This is a genomic window from Hahella sp. HN01, assembly GCF_018986435.1.
Classification (GTDB): Bacteria; Pseudomonadota; Gammaproteobacteria; order Pseudomonadales; family Oleiphilaceae; genus Hahella.
The window spans coordinates 1-22,940 of sequence record NZ_JAHMIN010000045.1 but is presented as its reverse complement, the minus strand read 5'-3'; the positions used below and the strand labels follow the sequence as shown (position 1 = coordinate 22,940).

Below are 22,940 nucleotides of genomic sequence, written 5' to 3'. Positions count from 1 at the left end.
ATGAAAAAGTATATCAAGAAAAGTTTTTGGCTTGCCGCTGGCTTTTGGCTGGTTGCGCCAGTTTACTCATACTCGGCTGGCTATACCCCAGGCTTAAAGAGTTTGGCTGATGAGCCGCTTTATCTATCAGGCGGTTTGAAAAGTAACCTGATGGTTATTGTTGACGACTCAGGAAGTATGGACTGGGAAACCATGTTTGATACTCCTGGAGGATTATTATATCTCGGGACAGATGGCCGCTTTTCAAGTAGTGGAGTAGTTAATACATATGGAGCTGTTTCATATGGATATCTGTTTCCAAACGGGTCCAGTACAAACTATTATGCCTCAACACAGGCGAGTAGTGGTGGGATGCTGCTTACAGGTTGGAAAGAAATACCTCCTATTAAAGCGTATGCTTTTGCTCGTAGTTCAGAATATAACAAAGCATATTATGATCCTAATGAAACTTATACTCCTTGGCCACTATACGGTGAGCTAGACTCTCCATTTGAAGGAAAGATAAGCAGTATACCTAATGCTAGTGTTACTGCAACACGTTACGATCCCCTTATTCCCTCAAGGACGATTTCTTTATTCTCTGATTTTAATACTAGTACGAGCGGTACTGGGTGGGGGTTTTATATCGGTCGTAGTAATATGCCTTGTGAAATGTCTACATTTGACAATTGCAGTACTACTAACGATAAGCACTATACATATTATCCTGGAACGTATTATCTCAAGAACTCAACGAGTACATATAGATACTACACTGACGCTGCTATAACTACATCAAATAGTCAGATATTTGAGGCTGAAGATAATTATTCATCTGGAACTATTTTTAAAAAAGGAGCGGATTTAAATAGTTTGGGTCGGTTGTATAATTACTCTGACATTGCGGCGGATGCATCCAAGGGCGAGTTTGTCGGAACTAGAAATCAAGGTGGAAGTGACAACTCTAGTAACAGTATTCCGTCGTCTTCCGACGGTGAGGTGTCTGTTAATATTACTTTGACAGGTAAGATTAAGATATGGGTTCGTCGCTGGTTTCCATCGAGTAACGATGATTCATTCTGGATTAATATGATAGGGCATACGAATACCGAGTTTTCTATGCCAACTAACTCAGGAAATTGGTACTCAAGTGGCGGTGAACACTGGAATAAATGGTACAATAGTCATTCAAACTCATATGCATGGGACTGGGAGGAATTTGGCTCCATTACTTTATCATCTCCAGCGACGTTAAGAATAAGGCATCGCGAAGATGGTGGGTATATAGATCAAATATTTGTCACAACAGAAGATAGTATAGTCCCCTCTGGTAAGGTTGCATATACAAGTGGAAGTTATGTGGAGCGGAACTGCGGAACAGATGCTGCTTATTCCCATTATGATGACTATCTCTCTTCCCCCAAAAGCTTTGTGTTTTCAGACAATGTCGTTGCACTTGCTCCTGATGGTTCTTGCTTACAGCAATATAAAATTACAGGTGCAGACTCAGATACCTTTAACAATGGTAGTACTGCCAGGACAGGGGTTACTGTTCTTCAAGAAAAGCAAAACTTCGCTAATTGGTTTTCCTTTTACCGCCGTAGACACCAAGCGACTCGGGGCGCTATTGGCAAAGCCTTCCAGAGTGTTAATGGTATACGGACAGGTATGTTTACTATTAACGATGCGGCAAGCGGTTCTCCTCCAACTGTTGCTATGAATGAAATGGACCAGTCTGCGGGCGTTAATAAGTTTCTGAAGGATCTTTATAACGATGTTGGTAGTGGATCTACGCCTCTGAGAACAGCATTGAATCACGCAGGTAGCCAATATATAAATACTCCCAATATTATTCAGGGCGCTTGCCAGAAGAACTTTGCGCTTCTATTTACTGACGGATTTAATAACGGAGAGATTTCAGGTATTGGCGATGTCGATACTGCTGAAGGAGTCCCATACGCTGATAAGGATCCTCAGTCGAATACTTTGGCTGATGTTGCAATGAAATATTATAAGGAGAATCTGAATACCAGTATGAAGGCTGGCCAAGTGCCTATTGATACAGAGGCTTGTAATGCCGTTAAGGCAGGTGTGCCCTCGCCTGAAGACTGTAACAAGAATTTGCACATGAATACTTACACAGTCGGTCTCGGAAGCCTCGGAAAATATGTGTTTGGTCAGGACTTCCCTGGCGGTGGCGGTAAATATATGACAGTGAAGGACGCCTATGCCCATCCGCCATCTTGGGTAGTCGATGGTAAGATCGATAATGAGAGCCAAGTTGATGACCTATACCATGCAGCGGTGAATGGGCGGGGTGAGATCTTCTCCGCAGATCGCCCGTCCGCTTTAGGGGACGCAATTGGCAATGCCGTGAAGTCGATATTGAAAAAGACGGGAGCCTCGTCTGGGGTAACTTTCAATACCTCCTCGCTGCAAACAGACAGTGTAGTATTTGCTGCAACCTTCAGCTCGGCGACTTGGGAAGGTGACTTGAAGGCTGTTCGGCTTGATCCCAAAACAGGGGACGTACTCGGCAATGCATGGACCGCAAAGACGGACTTGGACTCTAGAAGTTATACCTCAAGATTGATTCTGACTTACGATAACGATAAGGGAGCGAATAGCGGCGGAAGCGATGGGCATATAGGGGGAGTGGTTTTCAGCGCGGACACTGACACTAGCTGGTCAAACCTGACTAAGGCTCAGAAAGCTGATTTGCTATACGGCAAGGACTTAACTGGTCTGGATGAAAGTCAGAAAAGGGCGTTGGCCAAGCCTCTAGTGGACTTTATTCGAGGCGACACGACAAACGAAGGTAAATCATTGCGAGACAGGTCGAGTCGACTTGGAGATATTATTAGCTCAACGCCTGTATACGTAGGTGCGCCGTCTCAAGGTTATCCTGACAAAGCTCCTTTCGGCGTGGCTCCAGGAGCTCCAGCGTCTTCGACGGTGGACCCCTATTCGACTTTCGCGGCGACTTCGAGAACTCCTGCTGTCTATGTCGGCGCAAACGATGGCATGCTGCATGGCTTTAATGGGAAAGAGTCAGGAAGTGGTGCTGGTGAGGAAGTCTTGGCCTATATCCCGGCGAAAGTCTTTTCTGATGCTGCATATTCTGGTTTGCATTACTTGGCGGACCCTGATTACGGTCACAAGAGTTATGTTGACTTAACTCCTATCGCGGCGGATGTATGGATTGATCCCGCAGGTGGTAGCTCACGCTCATGGCGTACGGTACTAGTTGGTGGTTTGCGCGGTGGAGGTAAGGGGCTTTTCGCTCTAGACGTGACGAATCCAGCCAACTTCACTGCCGCCAAAGCCGACGACATTGTGATGTGGGAGTTTACGGACAAGGACGACTCTGATTTGGGGTATATCACATCGCCTCCTGTCGTGGCCATGATGAACAATGGCAAATGGGCCTTGATATTTGGAAATGGTTACAATGCCGGCAGCGATGCATCAACAACAGATGACTCAACTAAGTTGATGATTTTATTTATCGAAGATGGCGCAGATGGTACTTGGACGGTTGGCGACGACTATGTAGAGATAGAGATTGATGATGGGACTGGTTCGTTGTCGGGAGGTCTCGGTGGCGTCGCCGTTGCTGATTTGGACGGTGATAGAGTAGCTGATCGCGTATATGCCGGTGACACACGTGGCAATATGTGGGCGTTTGATGTTTCTGCTTCGAATGAAGGCTCATGGAAGGTGGCTTACAAGTCGGGTACTACGCCGAAGCCTCTGTTTACAGCGAAAGACAGTACAGGCAAGATCCAGCCGATTACTGGGGCTCCAAATTTGACGTTCCACCCAACCGACAACTCGGGAGCTGCGCCTAATGTAGTAGTGGTGTTTGGTACAGGACGGTATTTAACTACTGAGGATCCCAGCATTACAGACGTTCAAACGTTCTATGCGGTATGGGATCATGGAAAGGACAGTATGGTCCGTAGCGACTTGGCTAGTCGCAAACTAACTCAGGAGGTCGTTGAGATTGATGGGAAAAAATATTGGAAGAGACTTACTTCTAGCACAGTGACTGATCCATGGGCTGATCCCTATCACGGCTGGTATATGGACCTGGATGCTAAAAACCCTGATGGCTCCAATATAGACGGTGAAGACGGCGAAAGAGTTATTGATAAGGTCTATATTCGCGGAGGTCTGGCTGTCTTCAGTACGCTGGTGCCGCTGGATGGATCGGGCGATGGATGTCAGAGCGTTGGGCGCAGTTGGCTAATGGTGCTACCCATTGTGGATGGGCTTCCGCCTGATTCACCAACTCTTGATATAAATAGCGATGGAGTGATTAATGGCACTGATCCGATTTCTGTTGGCAAGGGGCCGCCAATTATTGTTGACCCTCGTGACCCTCAACCTAACAAGCCCGTGTGCCTTGGTAACTTCTGTTACGGTATTACTGAAGGCGGCGAGATAGTGAAAGACTTGGTCGACTTCGGCAAAGGTTCTGAAAGAGAAGGGCGTCTTGGATGGCGAGAGCTAGTGGAGTAAAGGTATGCAGATAAAACTGAACAACGAGGGATTTTCTCTGATTGAGCTGCTTATAGTGATAGCAATCATTGGAATCATTGCAGCTTTTGCATACCCGAGCTATCAGGAGTCCGTAGCTAAATCGCGAAGAGCTGATGCGCAGGGAGCCCTCATCGGGCTTTCCTCAGCCCTTGAGCGCTTTTATAGCGAAGGGTTTACCTATGGCGGTGCAGCGGAAGGTAAGAAGAATACTGGAGCGCCGTTACCGGCGCTCTATCCTTCCCAGGCGCCTCTGGATGGCGGGACCAAATATTATAATTTGAGGATTACCTCCTCTACGACGAATAGCTTTACTATTCAGGCCCAACCGATAGGAGCGATGGTTGGAGACCGGTGCGGCAATCTGCAGCTAACTTCGACCGGAGTGAGGACTGCTGCTGTTGGTGAAGACGACTGCTGGAGATAGCTCTTGCCCCACTCGGAACGAAGGCGCAGTTGCGCCTTCGTTTGCTTTACTTGCACTTGAAGGATTCAAGCTGCTCTGGAGTAAGTTCCCTGGAAATTCTTGCCCGTCCTCCGCGATTTATGACTATTCCTCTGGCCAGAGCCGTGTTTTTGCTTTTGTGGCATAAAGCCAATGTTCCATTTTGTCTATACGTTAATCCGGTTGGCTGAAACCGTATAAACGAATTCCCGCCCCAGCTCCTCCATATTAATTGATAGTCGGCAGACGGCTCGTATTTAAGCAACACGGTCTCGCTATCTATCTCTTTATTGTCATTTGCGTCAATAAATACATAGAGTGGATTATTCCAGTTATCGTCACAGCTTCTAGCGTCAGGAGAAGGGCAGAGAGTCACTTCTTGCTTGGAGCTTACGGCCGTATTGCGGGTAAAGTTTATGACACCCAATAACTGGTTAGTTGCAGTAATCGCTTTTTGGTTCTGAATAAATTGGAGGAGTTGCGGATAGCCGATGCCAGCGACTATGCCAATAATGGCGAGAACAGCCAAAAGCTCAATGAGGGTAAATCCCTTGCGGTGCATAATTCAGTTCCTTCTGTGTGGTTAAACCGATTCCAATCGGAAGGCGTATTATGCAGATTTTTGAGCCTTTGGCTAGTGTTTGATCAGTGAGGCTGGATTTTGCCCGGTTAGTTATAGCGTGGGAGATGGATCACTCCATCCCCAGTTTCTTCAGGCGGTAGCGTAGGGCGCGAAAGCTAATGCCCAGCTTCTTAGCGGCAGCTGTTTTATTCCATCGTGTTTCTTCAAGCGCCTTCTCAATAGCTTGCTTCTCAATGTTTTCGAGAAAGTGTTCAAGGTTGACCTTGTTCTCGTCGAACTCCGGCACATCCAGCTCCATGGCGTCTGTTGAAGAGCCTTCCGTATCTGTTTTAGGCAGGTGGATGTCCTCTTCGTTAATGACATCGTCTTCGCACAGGGTAAAGGCGCGCTCCATAATATTTTCGAGTTCGCGAACGTTACCTGGAAAATAATAAGCCTCCAGTTTCTGCATCGCCGCTTTGCTAATTGAGGCGTTAGGAATTTCGCATTCATCCGCCAGTTGTTTTAGGAAATGATTGGCGAGAAGCGGAATGTCTTCTTTTCGCTGACGCAAGCTTGGGACTCTCAGCTCGATGACATTTATTCGATAAAAAAGGTCTTGGCGGAACCGGCCTTCATCTACTTCATTGTGCAAATCTTTATGAGTAGCGGACAATATGCGTACATCGATAGGAATCTCCTTTTGTTCGCCAACAGGACGAACAGCTTTTTCCTGAATCGCTCGCAGTAGTTTTACTTGCATGGTTAAAGGCAAGTCAGCAACTTCATCAAGAAAAAGCGTCCCGCCATTCGCCGCCTGGAATAACCCTACTTTATTTTCAACTGCGCCAGTAAATGCCCCTTTCTTATGACCGAAAAATTCACTTTCCATTAACTCACTGGGTATAGCGCCACAGTTGACTGGCACAAAGGGGCCTTCGCTTCGCGGCCCTTGCTCATGGATCGATTTGGCCACCATTTCCTTTCCGCTACCCGACTCGCCGCTGATATAAATCGGCGCCTGGCTGCGTGCGAGCTTTCTGATTTGTCCGCGAAGTTTATCCATGGTGGATGATTCGCCGAGCAGTTGGGTTACTTGAGGGGCTGCTTTTGGGGTGTCACTTTTTGGAAGTTTTAATGCACTGTTAACCAGCTCGCGCAGACGAGCAAGATCTACAGGTTTAGAGACAAAATCAAAGGCGCCGGCTTTTAGTGCGGAAATGGCCGTATCTATACTGCCATAAGCTGTAATCACTGCTACAGGCGTATTGGACGACTGCTTTTGGATGTGGGCGACAAGGTCGATGCCATTGCCATCCGGCATATTCATATCGGTCAGTACGAGACTGAAGCTCTCTTCGCTCAATAATTGCTTGGCTTGCGTAATATTTTCAGCCGCCCGTGTTTCTATTTGCATGCGGCTTAAAGTGATTTCCAGTAACGCGCGAATATCGGGTTCGTCGTCAACGATGAGTACTTTCTTTATCATAACTGATTGTTCTATATAGCTCGTTTCGGATGGGGAAAGGTGATGCGGAAGCAGCCGCCCCCTTCCTGTCTTGTGAGATAGTCTAATTGCGCTTGATTAGCTTCACATAGCTCTTTGGATAAGTATAAACCCAAGCCTGTCCCTTTGGGGTCAGTTGTGAAAAAAGGCTCAAATAGATGATTTAATTGCTCCTCTTTGATGCCCGGACCAATATCTATTACGTCAATAAAAGCTTGCCCTGTCTCTTCAATTTCACCCACGACTAGCTTAACCCAGGAACGCGCGCTTTCCAGCTTGCTGTAGCGCAAGCCGTTGCCCACGAGATTATTGAGGATCTGATTGAGGTGATTGGGGTCAAAGCGGCCATGGATGTCGTCTTTTAAGGGCAATATCTCAATTTCTGCGTCACGGGTGCCGGCGGCAGTGTAGTCGCATACAAAGTCCGTGAGCCAGGGAATGAGGGTTAGCATTTGTGGTGAGCTGATTTTCCTGCGTGACAGGCTTAGCACGTTTTCGATGATGCCGTTCATGCGGGTGGCATGTCGTAAAATTATCTCCGCCATTTGTTTATCGGGCGGCGTTAACTCGTGTGACTCCAATAACAACTGCGCGGCGTGGCTGGCGGCCCCTAGCGGATTCCTGATTTCATGAGCTATGCCCGCAGTTAATCTGCCCAGTGAGGCTAATTTGAGTTGCTGGGCCTGTTGCGCGATTTTGCCTGTATCTTCGAGAAAAATGAGGATGTCCTGACCTTCTTCTTTTTGCAATATAGCGAAATTGGCTTGTATTGGCGCTCTGATCGCGGAGCCTCGAAAAGGGGTGGTTTTCTTACTTGGATCTTCCTGCCATTCCTGTAATCGGAGCAGCAAGTCCTCGGGTAGTGAGGTTAACTCATGGGTTTCATCGACGTTAAGCAAACTCTGTGCAGCCTGATTGGCCATTCTTACACCGCCGTTCTCATCCGCGACGATAATGCCGGTTAGCATTCTTTGTATGATCTGATGGTTGAGGCGCTCAAGCTCCAGAATGTTTTGCGCACGCTTACGCGCAAGGTTTTCAGTAGTTGCGATGCGTATCGACAGGTTTTTAACGAGCAAGGCGGTGGCGAAGTACACGACACCTAAAATGCCTGCCCGGAATACGTTATCCACGTCACTGTATTGTGCGACCATTCGGTATATTTCCTGGGAGACAACACCCAGACTGGCAATGGCCGCCAGCAGCGTCCCTAACTGTCCTCGTAAAATTATATTGCCGGCGGCGACGCTGATGACCACCATATTTCCCAGGCCGCTTGAAACGCCGGTCCCGAATAAGAGCATTGCTGAGATCAGGAGGAGTTCTAAAACAACCGACACCATGGCGTGGCGTATTTCGGGACGGAACCCTGCTAAGAGTAAAAAGCCCGTAAATACGTGAATCGCCAGATAGCATATGACAGAGACTTCAAAGTAAAACGGCGATAGGTATTGGCTGACGCTGGATGGGTTTTGTAGATATAAGGCGCTCACCAGAATGATGCCCACCGTCACCCTATAGTGGTTATAAACCCGGAATAGCCGGTTGGTGGTTTGTTCTACATCGGTGCTTAAATCAGACATGCGCGGAGCCTGCAACAAAACTATCCTTGAAGAAGTGAGCTGTCTATTTAATTCGATGTTGACGGAGAAGTGTCCGGCATTGGAATTATTTCGGTATAGTGCTCAGAATTTTAATGAAAACAGTATAATGCAAACTTTCCCAATGTTTGTGTGACAGATGGTAACCAGAATGACGCAGCTTAAAGTCGCTTTCGCACAGATCGACTGTTTGGTCGGGGATATACCCGGCAACGTAGATAAAGTCATAGAGGCCGTTGAGACGGCGAAGACAAAATATAACGCCGACTTGGTGATATTTCCCGAGTTAACTTTGACCGGCTATCCGCCCGAAGATCTGTTGCTGAGGGCTAGTTTGCAAGTCAGAGTCGAGAAAGCCTTGGAGCGGATTCTGGATTCGGTGAAGGATGTTGCTCTGGTTATTGGCTTTCCTTGGAGGGAGCAGGGCAAGTTGTTCAATTGCGCCGCCTTTATTGATGGTGGCGAAATTAAGGCGAAGTATCGTAAGAAATGTTTGCCAAATTATCAGGTGTTTGACGAGAAACGATACTTTGAGCCGGGCTCTGAAACTGTGGTTCTGCCTTGGCGAGGCTTCAATCTGGGCATTTCGATCTGTGAAGATGTGTGGGAAGAAGCCCCTATCGCTGCGACAGCTGCAGCAGGCGCTGACTTTATCGTCAATATCAATGCATCTCCCTACGATATGGCTAAGCACCAACAAAGGCGCACGCTTGTTCAGTCTCGCGCAGTGACCAATAGCGTCCCGATCCTGTATGTGAATATGATCGGCGGTCAGGATGAACTTATTTTTGACGGCGGCTCGTTCGCGGTTGATCGTCATGGAAGAGTCTGTTTCAGCGCCCCTCAATTTGAGGAAGGGATTTTTCTGCTTGAGTTAAATGACGTCATTCACGGCGAAAGCCGGCAGGTCGCCGATTCTGCGTCCACTATGACAGTAGAGGAGAGCATCTATAAAGCGTTGGTGACCGGGGTAAGGGATTATGTGAACAAAAACCGGTTCAAATCGGTCGTGATTGGTTTGTCTGGCGGCATTGACTCGGCTGTTACCTTGGCGGTTGCTGTTGATGCGATTGGCGCTGATAGAGTGAGAGCGGTGATGATGCCTTTCCGCTACACCTCCCAGATGAGTCTGGAGGACGCAGAAGCGGAAGCGAAGGCGCTGGGCGTTCAGTATGATGTAGTTCCCATTGAGCCTATCTATGATCAGTTTATGGGAGCGTTAAACCCTTTGTTTGCCGGTTTGGATCGCGATACGACGGAAGAGAATATCCAAGCGCGAATCCGTGGTGTTATTCTGATGGGGATTTCGAATAAGACTGGCGCACTGGTGTTGACCACGGGTAATAAAAGCGAAATGGCTGTGGGCTATGCGACGCTGTATGGCGATATGGCGGGGGGCTATGACGTCCTGAAGGATGTATTTAAAACCATGGTGTTTCGCCTTGCCTGGTACCGTAATACCTTGTCTCCAGTTATTCCGGAAAGGGTTATCACGCGCCCTCCATCGGCTGAGCTGGCTCCAGATCAGAAAGATGAAGACAGCTTACCTCCCTACGAAATTCTGGATGAAATATTGTCCTTATATGTTGAGCATGACATTAGTGCTGACGGTATTGTTGCGAAAGGCTTTGATAAGGAGACGGTTTACCGAGTGGTGCGTTTGGTGGACATCAACGAATATAAGCGTCGCCAAGCTCCTGTAGGAGCAAGAATCACTATGCGTGGCTTTGGACGGGATCGTCGTTACCCGATAACTTCTGGCTGGAAGCTGGGGGAATGAGTTAGTTTTCTTGGAGACAAAAAAAGAAAAGGCCGCTGATGCGGCCTTTTCTGCATATGAACCAGGGCTTAGTCGCCAAGACCAAAGTCAAAATCGAAGACGCTGCTGATGTTGCGATCTTCTTCTTTGAACTCAGAGCCATTGAAGCGCATGTTGGCGTCGAAAGATTTGTAATCTGGATAACTGGTGGCGAGCAACACTAAGGCGTCATCGGCGTGACGCTGCATACCCAGATACCTGTAAAGCTCTACCATTAAAGATAAGGCTTCTGGTACGACAGGCGTCTCAGGATAATTCTCGACGACGTATTGAGCGCGGGCTACTGCTGCAACGTAAGCCTGGCGACGAATGTAATAACGTGCGACATGCATTTCATACTGGGCCAAGCGTTCTTTTATCGCCAGCATGCGCTTTTCCGCGTCAGCCGCATAGGGACTGTCTGGGAAGTTGGTGACAAGGGTGGAGAAGTCTCTGAAGGCCTCTTTCGCGCGCCCTGGGTCACGGGAATTAACGTCGATGGGGAGAAATCTTGGGCCTAAGCCCAAATCTGCATAATAGGCGGCCAACCCTTTGATGTAGTAGGCATAATCTACATGAGGGCTCTCAGGGTGAAGGCGGATAAACCGCTCTGCCGCAGACTCCGCTCTTTCTGGATTCAGAGAATTATAGTGGGCGTATATCAAATCCAGCTGAGCTTGCTCTGCATAGCGCCCGAATGGATGGTAAGTCTCCAGGTCTTCCAAATGGCGCGCTGCTTCCAAAAAGTTGCCTGAGTCCAAAGCGGATTTTGCCTTGTCGTAGTATTCCTTTTCACTCAACACTTTTGGTGGGGCGGAGGCGCATGCTGTCAGTAGAAGGAAGGCCAGCATGGCAAAAAGGGCGCGAATACGATGCATATTTGAATTAAACTTCACTAATTTCATGGAATAGAGCAGTCTTGCGCAGCAAGGCTTTCGTGAATATTGGCGCGCCATTATTCCACAACCATAGTTTTGACAACACCCCACAGCCGACGGATTTAATTTATGAGTCATCGCATACAACAGTCATTGATTGTTCCCGCTGAGCTTGGCGAGCAGCGGTTGGATATGGCTGCAAGCGAGCTAATGCCTGAATATTCAAGGTCCAGGATACAAAGCTGGATTAAGCAGGGAGCCCTGCGCGTCAATGGAAAGCAGGTTAAACCTAAAGAAAAGGTAATTGAAGGCGACCAGATTGAGCTGGATGTTGAATTGGAAGCGCAAGGTGACTGGGAAGCGCAGCCAATTGCGTTGGATATCGTTTTCGAAGACGAGCACCTCCTGGTTATTAATAAGCAAGCGGACTTCGTCGTTCATCCTGCTGCGGGCCATAGCGACGGAACGGTGGTTAACGCAGTCTTACATCACTGTCCTGCATTGGCGGAACTCCCCCGCGCCGGCATTGTGCATCGGCTGGACAAAGATACGACAGGTTTGATGGTCATTGCGAAAACGCTTGTTGCGCACAGTTCTCTCGTTGAACAGCTGCAGGCAAGAGAAATGGGAAGGGAGTATGAGGCTGTCGTATACGGCGAGTTAACTGGCGGAGGGATGGTTGACGCGGCGATTGGCAGGCATCCGCAGAGTCGCCAGAAGATGGCGGTGACCCGTGGGGGGAAAGACGCGGTGACTCATTACAGGCTGATGCGACGCTGGCGGGGTTTCACCCATTTGAGGTTGAAACTGGAAACCGGGCGAACGCATCAAATTCGAGTGCATATGGCGCATGTTAACCACGCTATATTAGGCGACCCGCTGTATGGGGGACGCCCACGTCTTCCGAAAGGACTGGCGTCGGAAACCATCGAATATCTACGCTCTTTTGGCAGGCAGGCCTTGCATGCGAAAGCGCTTGAGCTATCGCACCCAACAACTGGCGAGGTGCTGAGTTGGGAGGTGGATTTGCCGGAGGATATGAAAGGCCTGTTAAACCGCTTGGATATGGAAGAAGAGGATGCTGCATAGATGGATGCCGCTGGACTGCAGTTGATTCAACCTGATTGGCCAGTTCCTGCCAATGTCCGAGCGCTGGTCACGACGAGAGCGGGCGGAGTCAGTCAGCGGGAGTTCGCCAGCATGAACCTTGGCGGTCATGTTGGGGACGATGCAAATGCAGTCGATACTAACAGGCGTCTTCTAGCGGCGGAGGCGAAGTTGCCTGCTGACCGCTTTCATTGGCTAGAGCAGGTGCATGGCCTCGATGTGGCCGTGTTGAATAGTATCGGGTCTCCCCAGCCACTTACTGCGGATGCTGCGTTTACTGTTCAGTCGCAGCAGGCATGTTGCATTCTGACAGCGGACTGTCTTCCCGTTCTATTCGCGGCTGCTGACGGCTCTGCAGTGGCTGCGGCTCACGCGGGATGGCGGGGGCTGGCCGCTGGGGTGTTGGAAAATACAGCCAAATGCTTTAGTAACCGGACTGAATTGCTGGTTTGGCTAGGTCCTGCGATCAGTCAGGCGGCTTTCGAAGTCGGCCAGGAGGTGATGGATGCTTTTGTCGCACAAGAACCAGAGTCTGCAACTTGCTTTATCCCTTCATCGTCTAACGCTGGTAAATGGCATGCGGACTTATACGCTCTGGCTCGGCTTAGGTTGCATAGACTTGGAGTTGCACAAATCTTTGGCGGCGACTATTGCACCTATACGGATTCAGGCAGGTTTTTCTCCTATCGCAGAGATGGCGTAACGGGACGCATGGCGTCAGTTATTTGGCTCGACTCTTCTTCTTAGGATTAAGGCTTGAGATAGGTCAATATCCCGCTCACTTTCTTTCTCTTCTTAGCGCACAGCCTTGAAGCTTTTAGAGCTTGGCCCCACATTTTCGGTAATTGAAACCGCGTCATAGTGCACGCGGATAACATCGAAATTTTGGGGTAATGCAGATGCGATTTGATAAATTCACCAGCCGTCTACAGATGGCGATATCAGAAGCCCAGTCGCTTGCCTTGGGTAAAGATCATAACTTCATAGAGCCTGTACACCTGTTTCAATCACTGTTGAACCAGTCTGGAGGCTCCACGGCGCCGCTGCTACAGCAGGCCGGTGTTGACGTGGTTCGCTTTAAATCCATGTTGGCGCAGGAACTGGATAAGCTGCCACAAGTCCAGGGCTCTGACGCGGATGTTCATTTATCCAACGACTTAGGGCGGCTGTTGAATCTGGCGGACAAGCTGGCGCAGAAACGTAGCGATCAGTTTATTTCCAGTGAGTTGGTGCTTCTGGCGGCGATAGACGACCGGGGTGTCGTAGGAAGGCTGCTAAAAGAGTGCGGCGCTGATAAACAAAGTTTGGAGAGGGCGATAGAAACTATGCGTGGCGGTGAAAAAGTACAAGACCAAGGTGCGGAAGAGAGCCGTCAGGCGCTTGATCGCTTCACTATCGACCTTACCGCCCGTGCGACGGAAGGCAAATTGGACCCTGTTATTGGCAGGGACGATGAAATCCGCAGAACGATTCAGGTATTGCAGCGCCGCCGCAAAAATAACCCTGTTCTAATCGGTGAACCCGGCGTGGGTAAAACCGCAATTGTCGAAGGGCTTGCGCAGCGTATCGTGAACGGTGAAGTCCCTGAAGGGCTGAAAAATAAGCGTGTACTGGCTCTGGATATGGGGGCTTTGATAGCGGGGGCCAAATTTCGCGGCGAGTTTGAGGAGCGCCTGAAGGGGGTGCTTAACGAGCTTGCGAAGCAAGAAGGGCAGATTATCTTATTCATTGATGAGCTCCATACCATGGTTGGCGCGGGTAAGGCGGAGGGCGCGATGGATGCGGGCAATATGTTAAAGCCTGCTTTGGCCCGCGGCGAGCTGCATTGTGTTGGAGCCACTACATTGGATGAATACCGGGAGTTCATTGAAAAGGATGCTGCTTTGGAGCGTCGCTTTCAGAAAGTGTTGGTTGATGAGCCGAATGTTGAGGACACCATCGCGATATTACGCGGCTTGAAGGAACGCTATGAGGTGCACCATGGCGTCGAAATCACTGACAGCGCCATTATCGCTGCGGCGAAGTTGTCGCATCGCTACATTGCAGATCGTCAGCTGCCTGACAAAGCTATAGATTTGGTCGACGAAGCCGCCAGTCAGATCCGGATGGAGATAGATTCCAAACCCGAGCCGCTGGATAGATTGGAACGCCGCTTGATTCAGTTGAAGATGCAGAGAGAAGCGCTGAAAAAAGAGAAAGATGCCGCATCCAAAAAAAGTGTGGATGAGCTGAATACGCAAATTGATGAGATGGAAAAGGAATTTGCGGACCTTGAAGAGGTATGGAGTTCTGAAAAAGCAGCGCTGCAAGGTACACAACAAATCAAGAGCCAGCTGGAGCAAGCCCGAGTGGACTTGGAAAATGCCCGCAGACAGGGCGACCTGACTAGAATGTCGGAGCTTCAATATGGGCGGATTCCTGAACTGGAGAAGCAGCTGGATATGGCGAGCCAAGCCGAAATGCTGGAAATGCGCTTGCTACGCAATAAGGTTTCTGAAGAGGAAATTGCCGAAATAGTCTCCAAATGGACCGGTATTCCTGTCGCCAAAATGCTTGAGGGCGAGCGTGAGAAACTGTTGCGCATGGAAGAAGCATTGCATCAGCGCGTTATCGGGCAAGACGAGGCTGTCGTTGCGGTCGCCAATGCGGTGCGTCGCTCAAGAGCAGGCCTTAGCGATCCTAATCGCCCGAACGGTTCATTCCTGTTTTTGGGGCCGACAGGAGTCGGTAAAACAGAGCTTTGCAAGTCCCTGGCGAGCTTCTTGTTTGACACTGAAGAAGCGATGGTGCGCATCGATATGTCGGAATTTATGGAGAAGCATTCCGTCGCTAGATTAATTGGCGCTCCTCCTGGCTATGTGGGCTATGAAGAGGGAGGGTACCTGACGGAAGCTGTCAGGCGTAAACCATACTCTGTCTTGCTTTTGGATGAAGTGGAAAAGGCGCACCCTGACGTATTCAATATTCTTCTGCAAGTGCTGGAAGATGGTCGCCTGACGGATGGACAAGGGCGTACCGTAGACTTTCGCAATACAGTCATTGTTATGACTTCTAATCTGGGGTCTGACCTGATTCAGGCGATGGGCGGACAAGATGAAAACTACGAAGAAATAAAAGATGCTGTGTTGGAAGTGGTTGGCAGGCATTTCCGTCCAGAGTTCATTAACCGAATCGACGAAGTGGTCGTCTTCCATCCGTTGACCGCTGAACAGATTCGCGGCATTGCCCTGATACAGCTGGAAATCTTGAATCGCCGCTTGCAAGAGCAGGACCTTAAAGTTGAGCTGAGCGCCGAAGCTATGGCGACGCTGGCGGAAGTTGGCTTTGATCCTATATATGGAGCCCGCCCGCTGAAACGGGCGATACAGCAGCGAGTAGAAAACCCATTAGCACAATCCATTCTTAATGGTGAGTTTCAGCGTGGGGATGCGATTGCGGTAGAAGTAAAAGGTGGAAAACTAGTCTTCAGTCAAAAGTAAAAATACGGAATTAAATGCGGAGCGCTTATTGCTCTCCGCATCTCTCGTCAATTCTTTTCTGCGTGCTTTTACGCTTTTCCAGTATTTCTTCTGGTGTTAAATAACGCAAACTTCCATCTTCTTGCTTTTCGCGAATGCGTGCGCTATTCGTCATGGTTTGCATGTACTCTTTTAATTGGCTGCACATTTCTTTCAATTGTGCATCGGCAGCAGCGTTTTCCTGAGCTTGCTGCGCCTTGATTTTCTCCAGTTCCTGCTGGTCGCTTAGCTGTTGAGATTGCTCGTTGAGGTCTTGGCGCTCTCTCGTTGGTGTTCCTGTTTGAACGTTAAGTTCTTCACTGGTTTTAAAATCCGGCTTTTTATCAGAATAGTGGATAACGCCATTCTCATCGGTCCACTTATACACGCCGCTTGCAAAGGACAGAGAGCTGATACTTAACAGAAAAATAGAAAAGATGGCTGTACGCATAAAATCAAGGATCTCCAAGCCACTGAAATTCATAAACAACAGAGAGTACATAATACCGGAAAGATAGATGAAAGCGCAGCGTTGGTAAAGCCGCGGGAGCCTTGAATTGCGCATTTTCTATTGACAGAGACGGATGGGATGTCAGAATTGTCGATTGCTCGAACATCGACGTAACTTTTACGGCAAAACCAACAAAGCTACGAACGATCATGACCACACGATATCTGCAGACCACAGACTCCTAACACCAGGAGCAGTCTTTGAGTAAATGCCCAACAGGCATGTGTGAGCAAGTCAAGAGATAACCTCTCGCGATAAACAGCTAGTGTGGCGGCGTCCACCATATGTATCCTTTTGGGTCTATATTTGAGTGGAAGTTATTAGCAACCAGCCCTAATTCGCGCTGACGCATTCTGCGCGTATTAAGAGAGGAAGACGTGACGGCAGAAATGTTATCCGGCGCCGATATGATCGTGCGCTTTCTGCAAGACGAGGGTATCGAATACATATACGGATATCCTGGCGGTGCGGTGCTTCATATATATGACGCGCTGTTTCGCCAAAATAAAGTAAAACATATCCTGGTGAGACATGAGCAAGCGGCCGCTCATATGGCGGATGGCTATGCTCGGGCGACAGGCAAGCCAGGCGTTGTTCTGGTGACTTCAGGTCCTGGCGCCACCAATACTGTGACAGGCATTGCAACCGCCTACATGGATTCAATTCCCATGGTAGTGCTGTGTGGGCAGGTTCCCTCCACTTTGATTGGCGAAGATGCATTTCAGGAAACTGACATGATGGGCGTTTCTCGTCCTGTCGTGAAGCATAACCTGAGCGTCAGAGACCCCAGCGAAATCCCCGTCGTATTGAAAAAAGCCTTCTATCTGGCCTCTACTGGTCGTCCTGGACCGGTTGTAGTCGATATACCTAAGGATATGACTACGCCTAACGAGAGGTACGAGTACGTATACCCCAAAAAGGTAAAAATGCGCTCATACAGTCCGCCTACCCGTGGGCATGCAGGGCAGATTAGAAAAGCTGTAGATATGATGTTGGCGGCGAAACGCCCCATCATATATGCAGGCGGCGGTATCGTTTTGGGGCATGCCTCAAAAGAGTTGGTTGATCTGTCGCACCAGTTGAATTTTCCCGTCACCACTACTTTGATGGGCATTGGCGGATTTCCTGCGGATGACAAGCATAGTCTTGGCTGGCTTGGAATGCACGGTAGCTATGAATCTAACATGGCTATGCACCATAGCGACCTGATTGTGGCTGTCGGCGCGCGATTTGATGATCGCGTCACCAATGCGACAGAAAAATTCTGTCCTGGCGCCAAGATTATCCATGTGGATATCGACCCTGCGTCTATCTCAAAAACCGTTCAGGTCGATGTTCCTATTGTCGGACCAGCCGTTTCTGTATTGCGCGATATGATTGCGTTTGTGAAAGAGGACAACTCACGTCCAGATAAAGAAGCGCTATCGTCATGGTGGAAACAGATTAATGAATGGCGCGCCTACCACGGTGGACGCTATCGTACCGACGACAGCGAGATGCTCAAGCCGCAGCAAGTAATTGAAATGCTGTGCAAGATCACGGAAGGCAATGCCTATGTCACCACTGACGTTGGCCAGCACCAGATGTTTACCGCGCAGTATTACCGCTTCAATAAACCCAATCGCTGGATTAATTCTGGCGGCCTGGGAACCATGGGGTTCGGTTTGCCTGCGGCGATGGGCGTCAAGCTTAGCTTTCCTGAAGAAGAGGTCGTGTGCGTGACTGGTGAGGGCAGTATTCAAATGAATATTCAAGAGCTCTCAACCTGCAAACAGTTCAATCTTCCGATAAAGATTATCAACCTGAACAACCGCTCCTTGGGAATGGTTCGTCAGTGGCAGGACATGAATTACGAGGCGCGTCATTCGCAGTCCTATATGGAGTCTTTGCCGGACTTCATGGCGTTGGCGGAAGCTTATGGGCATGTCGGGATTACCATTCGTAAGCCGGAAGAACTAGAGGAAGGTTTAAGAAAAGCTTTCGCAATGAAAGACCGTCTGGTGTTTGTCGATATATATGTTGACCCTCATGAGCACGTTTACCCGATGCAGGTGGCGCGTGGCGCAATGAAAGACATGTGGCTAAGCAAAACGGAGAGGGTGTAAACGGCATGCGTCGAATCATATCAATGCTATTGGAGAATGAGCCTGGCGCGCTGTCCCGAGTGGTAGGACTGTTTTCGCAACGGAATTACAACATTGAAACGCTGACGGTGGCTCCAACAGAGGATCCGACACTTTCCAGGCTGACTGTCACCACAATTGGCTCTGATCGGGTCATTGAGCAGATTACCAAGCAACTTAACAAGTTGGTGGAAGTCGTGAAGGTGGTCGACCTGACAGAGGGTGCCCATATTGAGCGCGAGCTGATGTTGATCAAGCTGAAAGCCAGTGGCGCATTAAGGGCCGAAATAAAGAGAACGGCTGATATCTTCCGGGGACAGATTGTTGACGTGTCCAGTACGGTCTATACCGTTCAGTTAACCGGAGATAGTGACAAATTAGATGCTTTTATCCAGGCGATTGGGAAGAGCAGCGTGTTAGAAGTCGTGCGCAGCGGGGTTTCCGGTATTGCGCGCGGTGAAAAAACATTATCAGTTTAACGAGTAAGGGCGCGAGCGCGCACAGAAATAGGTGAATAAAATGCAAGTTTATTACGATAAAGATTGTGACCTTTCCATCATCCAGGGCAAGAAAGTTGCAATTATTGGCTACGGCTCTCAGGGACATGCGCATGCTAATAACCTGAAGGACTCCGGTGTTGATGTATGCGTTGGTTTGCGTCAGGGTTCCGGTTCCTGGGCCAAAGCTGAAAACGCAGGACTTGCAGTTAAGGAAGTGGCGGAAGCTGTCGCTGGCGCAGATGTCGTAATGATTCTGACACCAGACGAGTTCCAGTCGAAACTATACAAGTCAGAAATCGAGCCGAATCTTAAGAATGGCGCAACGCTGGCGTTTGCTCATGGTTTCAGTATTCATTACAACCAAATCGTGCCACGCGCAGATCTGGACGTCATTATGATCGCACCCAAGGCTCCAGGGCATACAGTTCGCTCTGAGTTCGTAAAAGGCGGCGGCATTCCTGATCTGATCGCTATTTTCCAAGATGCTTCAGGTTCAGCGAAAGACTTGGCTCTTTCCTATGCGAGCGGTGTTGGTGGAGGTCGTACCGGTATCATCGAAACTACCTTTAAGGATGAAACCGAAACTGACCTGTTTGGTGAGCAAGCTGTATTGTGTGGTGGCGCCGTAGAACTGGTGAAAGCTGGATTCGAAACGCTGGTGGAAGCAGGTTATGCGCCAGAGATGGCGTACTTCGAGTGTCTGCATGAGTTGAAGCTTATTGTTGACCTGATGTACGAAGGCGGTATCGCCAACATGAACTACTCCATTTCCAACAACGCGGAATATGGTGAGTATGTCACTGGTCCTGAGGTTATCAATGATCAGTCCAGAGCGGCTATGCGCAATGCGCTGAAGCGCATCCAGGATGGCGAATACGCCAAAATGTTCATCGCTGAAGGCGCTCATAACTACCCATCAATGACCGCTTATCGTCGTAATAATGCAGCTCACCCTATCGAGCAAGTTGGCGAAAAGCTGCGTAGCATGATGCCTTGGATTGCATCAAATAAAATCGTAGATAAGTCCAAAAACTAATCGGCGATAATGCTACAGACCTGAAAACGCGGCGTATGCCGCGTTTTTTTTGGGGCTGGTTGTCTAATCCTGCTCTCATGTATAGTTGTTTGCTCTATTGGAAATTATTGAGTGATATATGACCTCTTCAAACTCTAAAAAAGAAGTCGAGCTTGCTGACATCAAGGCTGATGCTTCCCGCAAAAAAGATGAAACGGTTGCTGGTGCTGAAGTCGTTGAAGAAGAAGTTGTCGGTGGGGCCAAGGTGCGGCGGAGAGGGGTATACCTGTTACCCAATCTTTTTACTACAGGATCCTTATTTTCAGGCTTTTACGCTATTGTCGCCGCAATGCATGGAAACTTTGAGAATGCCGCTATTGCGATATTCATTTGTATGATTCTCGATGGCTTGGACGGGCGAGTGGCGCGTCTGACCAACACGCAAAGCGCGTTTGGCGCTGAATACGACAGTTTGGCCGATATGGTGGCCTTTGGTGTGGCCCCTGCGCTGGTGGCCTTCACTTGGACATTGTCTGACCTTGGAAAGATCGGCTGGGTTGCTGCTTTTATATACGTGGCTGGCGCAGCATTGCGATTAGCCAGATTTAATACCCAAATAGGGTCAGTGGATAAAAAGTATTTTGTTGGTCTGCCTAGCCCCTCTGCTGCGGCGGTCGTTGCAGGAACGGTTTGGACGCTGCATACGTTAGAGCACTCCATTTGGCTGTCATACGGGGCAGTGCTGATTGTCGCTGGCGCTGGCGTGCTGATGGTCAGCAACATTCTGTTTTATAGCTTTAAGGAGTTCGACCTCAAAGGACGAGTGCCTTTTGTCGCCATACTGGTTGTTGTCTTGATCTATGCGGTCATTGCCACAGCTCCTGCGCAAGTGCTGTTGGGCGGCTTTTTGCTGTACACCGTTTCAGGTCCATTCCAGGCGCTGCAGCGCTGGAGAAAAAAGAAACGGCAGACCAGTTGAATTTTTTCTGATCCTAGCGGTCTAACCTTGGTGTGAATTAATGATTTAGTTGTTACACCTTGTTGGAAGGACCGCTTCAATGCTCATCAAAACCTCTTCAGTCATTCCCTCATCAGAGATAACCGACGAAAAAGTCTACCTGTCACGCCGTAGCTTTATGAGGGGCGTAGCGGTTGCGGCAGTATCAAGCTCCGCTGCTGGGTCACTCATTGGTTGCACTAGTTCTGCGAGTGCGGCGGTTACTCCTTCAAGGCAAGCATGGGAACAGTTGGTGGCTCCCCAGTTTCAAAATATTAAAGCTGGGCCTTTCAGCACTACTGAGGAGCAAACTCCCTACGAAGACATTCTTCGCTACAACAACTTTTATGAGTTTGGCACTGATAAAACTGATCCGTCCAGATATGCGGAGCAGTTGGATATTCAGCCATGGTCTATCAAAGTAGATGGCGAATGCGGAAAGCCCGGAAGCTATCAACTTGAAGACCTTGTCAAAGAAAGTCAGCTGGAAGAGCGTGTGTATCGTCTGCGCTGTGTCGAGGCATGGTCTATGGTGATTCCTTGGGTGGGAATACCCATGGCGACTATTCTGAAAAAGTTTGAGCCTAATTCTAATGCGAAGTATGTCGCTTTTGAGACGGTGGTCAGGCCAGAGCAAATGCCGGGGCAGCGCTCACTGTTCAGCAGCATTGAGTGGCCTTATAGAGAAGGGTTGAGAATTGACGAGGCAATGCATCCTCTTACCCTGGCTGCAGTTGGTCTTTACGGCAAAATCCTCCCTAATCAAAACGGCGCCCCGATACGCTTGGTGACGCCATGGAAATACGGCTTTAAAAGTATTAAGTCGATAGTTGGGATTAAGTTCATGAGGGATGAGCCGTATACAACGTGGAATGCTTTAGCTCCCAATGAGTATGGCTTTTACGCCAACGTAAATCCCAGTGTTGATCATCCCCGCTGGAGTCAGAAGAGTGAGCGGCGTTTACCTGGAGGCCTCTTTGGCCCTAAACGCATAGATACCCTAATGTTCAATGGCTATGCGGATGAGGTTGCGAGTCTTTATACGGGCTTGGACCTAAGGAAGAATTACTAATATGGCTGCAGATAAGTGGGGCATTGCCCGTTGGTGGGGAATATTTATACTGTCTCTAGGGCCGCTAGCGTATTTGATCTATCGGATCGTATCCCGAGACTTAGGGCCGGACCCCGGTGAAGCGATTACGCGTTTTTCAGGCCTTTGGGCTTTGAACTTCCTGTTGATAACGCTTGCGGTCACTCCAGTAAATCAATGGTTAAAGCTGCGTTGGTTGGTTCGCTTTCGAAGAATGTTGGGGCTTTATTCCTGGTTCTATGCGGCATTGCACTTTAGTGCGGGTTTTTTGCTGGTGCTGGACATTCAAAACTTCGTCCAAGAAATAACTAAACGTCCTTATATAACGGTAGGCTTTGTGGCTTTTGTGATTTTGGTGATGCTTGCTGTGACATCCCCTAAATTCATGGTCCGTAAATTGGGAAGAAACTGGAAGAAGTTACACAAGCTGGTTTATCTAAGTGGCGTTCTCGCGGTTGTGCATTTTATTTGGCTGGCTAGAGCTGATTACACCGAGCCATTTACGTATGCATTTATATTGGCATTGCTTCTCGTTATGCGCCCAGCCTATCGCCGCTTTGGCTCCGCCAGCAGAGCGCGAGGAACTGCGCTTAATTGATTGATTTGTATGCAGTGATACGATTTTAAGTTTTTTGGAAGAAAGTTAAAAAATGGAGTTGACGGGAAAAAGGAGGGGCGTATAATGCGCCCCACTTCGACGGGGAAGCCGGTCGGAGGGGAGGGAAAGAGCTGGTTCGAGAGAGTCGGCGGCGCTAAAAAGGAGTTGACACTGAGAAATGAAAGTGTAG

Annotated in this window: 17 protein-coding genes; 12 read left to right on the top strand and 5 right to left on the bottom strand. The window is 49.0% G+C overall.

Annotation, left to right across the window (positions count from 1 at the left end; all coding sequences use genetic code 11):
• Together KP814_RS28405 and KP814_RS28400 are read left to right on the top strand one after the other, a co-directional pair.
• Window positions 1-4,503 carry a pilus assembly protein gene (locus KP814_RS28405; protein ID WP_216739931.1) on the top strand — a complete coding sequence of 1,501 codons (4,503 nt, stop codon included), beginning with the start codon at window positions 1-3 and terminating at the stop codon, window positions 4,501-4,503.
• 4 nt (window positions 4,504-4,507) lie between these two features.
• Window positions 4,508-4,948, top strand: coding sequence for a type IV pilin protein (locus tag KP814_RS28400; protein ID WP_216739930.1), 441 nt, complete (start codon window positions 4,508-4,510; stop codon window positions 4,946-4,948).
• A gap of 46 nt (window positions 4,949-4,994) precedes the next feature.
• Here the strand turns inward: KP814_RS28400 and KP814_RS28395 are convergent, their stop codons facing one another.
• The 3 genes from KP814_RS28395 to KP814_RS28385 form a co-directional block, all read right to left on the bottom strand.
• Complete coding sequence (locus KP814_RS28395) at window positions 4,995-5,528, bottom strand: GspH/FimT family pseudopilin (RefSeq protein WP_216739929.1); 534 nt, start codon at window positions 5,526-5,528, stop codon at window positions 4,995-4,997.
• A gap of 130 nt (window positions 5,529-5,658) precedes the next feature.
• Entirely contained in the window at window positions 5,659-7,017 is a 1,359-nt protein-coding gene (locus tag KP814_RS28390) for a sigma-54 dependent transcriptional regulator (protein WP_216739928.1), read from the bottom strand.
• Between the two features lie 11 nt (window positions 7,018-7,028).
• Window positions 7,029-8,618: a PAS domain-containing sensor histidine kinase gene (locus tag KP814_RS28385; RefSeq protein WP_253938698.1), complete on the bottom strand. Its 1,590-nt coding sequence runs from the start codon at window positions 8,616-8,618 to the stop codon at window positions 7,029-7,031.
• Window positions 8,619-8,787: 169 nt separating this feature from the next.
• Here KP814_RS28385 and KP814_RS28380 point away from each other — a divergent pair, with 169 nt between their 5' ends.
• Window positions 8,788-10,416: an NAD+ synthase gene (locus tag KP814_RS28380; protein WP_216739926.1), complete on the top strand. Its 1,629-nt coding sequence runs from the start codon at window positions 8,788-8,790 to the stop codon at window positions 10,414-10,416.
• A 68-nt stretch (window positions 10,417-10,484) separates the two neighbouring features.
• On the opposite strand, the gene KP814_RS28375 is transcribed toward KP814_RS28380, so the two are convergent.
• Window positions 10,485-11,450, bottom strand: a complete 966-nt coding sequence (locus tag KP814_RS28375) for an outer membrane protein assembly factor BamD (protein ID WP_253938697.1) — start codon at window positions 11,448-11,450, stop codon at window positions 10,485-10,487.
• Between KP814_RS28375 and rluD the strand changes: the two genes are divergently transcribed.
• The 3 genes from rluD to clpB all read left to right on the top strand — a co-directional run bounded on the left by rluD (window position 11,442) and on the right by clpB (window position 15,898).
• A complete protein-coding gene (gene rluD, locus KP814_RS28370; protein ID WP_216739925.1) occupies window positions 11,442-12,401 on the top strand; it encodes a 23S rRNA pseudouridine(1911/1915/1917) synthase RluD in 960 nt (319 codons plus the stop codon). The genes KP814_RS28375 and rluD overlap by 9 nt on opposite strands.
• Window positions 12,402-13,166, top strand: coding sequence for a peptidoglycan editing factor PgeF (gene pgeF / locus KP814_RS28365; RefSeq protein ID WP_216739924.1), 765 nt, complete (start codon window positions 12,402-12,404; stop codon window positions 13,164-13,166).
• 152 nt (window positions 13,167-13,318) lie between these two features.
• A complete protein-coding gene (clpB, locus tag KP814_RS28360; RefSeq protein WP_216739923.1) occupies window positions 13,319-15,898 on the top strand; it encodes an ATP-dependent chaperone ClpB in 2,580 nt (859 codons plus the stop codon).
• A 25-nt stretch (window positions 15,899-15,923) separates the two neighbouring features.
• Here the strand turns inward: clpB and KP814_RS28355 are convergent, their stop codons facing one another.
• Window positions 15,924-16,367 (bottom strand): DUF4124 domain-containing protein, encoded by a 444-nt coding sequence (locus tag KP814_RS28355; RefSeq protein ID WP_216739922.1) that lies wholly within the window; start codon window positions 16,365-16,367, stop codon window positions 15,924-15,926.
• A 449-nt stretch (window positions 16,368-16,816) separates the two neighbouring features.
• On the opposite strand from KP814_RS28355, the gene KP814_RS28350 reads away from it, so the two are divergent.
• The 6 genes from KP814_RS28350 (at window position 16,817) to KP814_RS28325 (ending at window position 22,750) form a co-directional block, all read left to right on the top strand.
• Complete coding sequence (locus KP814_RS28350; protein WP_216739945.1) at window positions 16,817-18,532, top strand: acetolactate synthase 3 large subunit; 1,716 nt, start codon at window positions 16,817-16,819, stop codon at window positions 18,530-18,532.
• A gap of 5 nt (window positions 18,533-18,537) precedes the next feature.
• Window positions 18,538-19,029 carry an acetolactate synthase small subunit gene (gene ilvN, locus KP814_RS28345; protein WP_216739944.1) on the top strand — a complete coding sequence of 164 codons (492 nt, stop codon included), beginning with the start codon at window positions 18,538-18,540 and terminating at the stop codon, window positions 19,027-19,029.
• A 40-nt stretch (window positions 19,030-19,069) separates the two neighbouring features.
• Window positions 19,070-20,086, top strand: a complete 1,017-nt coding sequence (gene ilvC, locus KP814_RS28340) for a ketol-acid reductoisomerase (protein ID WP_216739921.1) — start codon at window positions 19,070-19,072, stop codon at window positions 20,084-20,086.
• A 118-nt stretch (window positions 20,087-20,204) separates the two neighbouring features.
• Complete coding sequence (pssA, locus tag KP814_RS28335; RefSeq protein ID WP_216739920.1) at window positions 20,205-21,044, top strand: CDP-diacylglycerol--serine O-phosphatidyltransferase; 840 nt, start codon at window positions 20,205-20,207, stop codon at window positions 21,042-21,044.
• A gap of 79 nt (window positions 21,045-21,123) precedes the next feature.
• Window positions 21,124-22,134: a protein-methionine-sulfoxide reductase catalytic subunit MsrP gene (gene msrP, locus KP814_RS28330; protein ID WP_216739919.1), complete on the top strand. Its 1,011-nt coding sequence runs from the start codon at window positions 21,124-21,126 to the stop codon at window positions 22,132-22,134.
• Window position 22,135: 1 nt separating this feature from the next.
• Entirely contained in the window at window positions 22,136-22,750 is a 615-nt protein-coding gene (locus KP814_RS28325) for a sulfite oxidase heme-binding subunit YedZ (RefSeq protein WP_216739918.1), read from the top strand.
• The last annotated feature ends 190 nt before the right edge of the window (window positions 22,751-22,940 follow it).